We start from the raw sequence: 946 nt of genomic DNA on the forward strand, positions 1-946 counted from the left end.
GACGCCCTGGCTGACGGAGCGCCTGCAGCGCGTTCCGCTGCGCGGCCTGATGTTCAGCCCGCCGCTGGCGCCGGACACGACCGCCGGGGAGACGCCACATCCTCACCGCTGGTCCGCTCCGGCGGTCTGGCAGGGAGTGACGGCGGACTGCGCTCAGGCGCGGGGCGTGCGGGCCGGTCTGCCCTGGCAGCGCGCATCGGGGGTTATCGCCCTGTCGCTGATGGCCCTGTGGGGGGCGGGCAGCCTGGTCTCCTTCGCCGTTAACCGCCAGCATATTGTCAGCGCGGCGCAGCTGCTGGTGAGCTCTCCCGCAGTGAATGATGAACAGCTGATGGCGCTGCAGGCGCTGCGTAACGATATCGGACGGTTACAGCATCAGCAGGCGTATGGCGCGCCCTGGTATCAGCGCTTCGGGCTGGACCATAACGCCCCGCTGCTGGCGGCCCTGATGCCGTGGTACGGGCAGGCGAATAACCGGCTGATTCGCGATGCGGCGGCGCAGGCGCTCACAAAGCAGCTGAATACGCTGGCAGACCTGCCGCCGCGCAGTCCGCTGCGCGAGAAACGGGCAAAGCCGGGCTACGACCAGCTGAAGGCGTACCTGATGATGGCGCACCCGGAGAAAGCGGACGCTGCGTTTTTTGCGCAGGTGATGAAAACCACTGAACCGTCCCGTCCGGGTCTGTCCCCGGCGCTGTGGCAGGAGATGGCGCCGGATTTGCACACCTTTTACATGCAGAGCCTGCCCGCGCTGCCGTCCTGGAAAATCACGCCGGATGCGGCGCTGGTGGCGCAGGTGCGCAGGGTGCTGCTGGAGCAGGCAGGCCAGCGCAACGCCGAAAGCACGCTCTATGAGAACATGCTGACGGCCGTCCGGCGCAACTATGCCGATATGACGCTTGAGGACATGACGCCGCAGACCGACGCCCGCCGTCTGTTCAGCACG

1 protein-coding gene is annotated in these 946 nt (G+C 67.2%); it reads left to right on the top strand.

The genetic code is table 11. The annotated features are described in order from the left end of the window. On the top strand, window positions 1–946 hold a 946-nt coding region (locus ACSIPU_RS30345; protein ID WP_435322468.1), incomplete at both ends, for an ImcF-related family protein.

Source organism: Klebsiella sp. HN106, from assembly GCF_051209435.1.
GTDB classification, from domain to species: domain Bacteria; phylum Pseudomonadota; class Gammaproteobacteria; order Enterobacterales; family Enterobacteriaceae; genus Klebsiella; species Klebsiella oxytoca.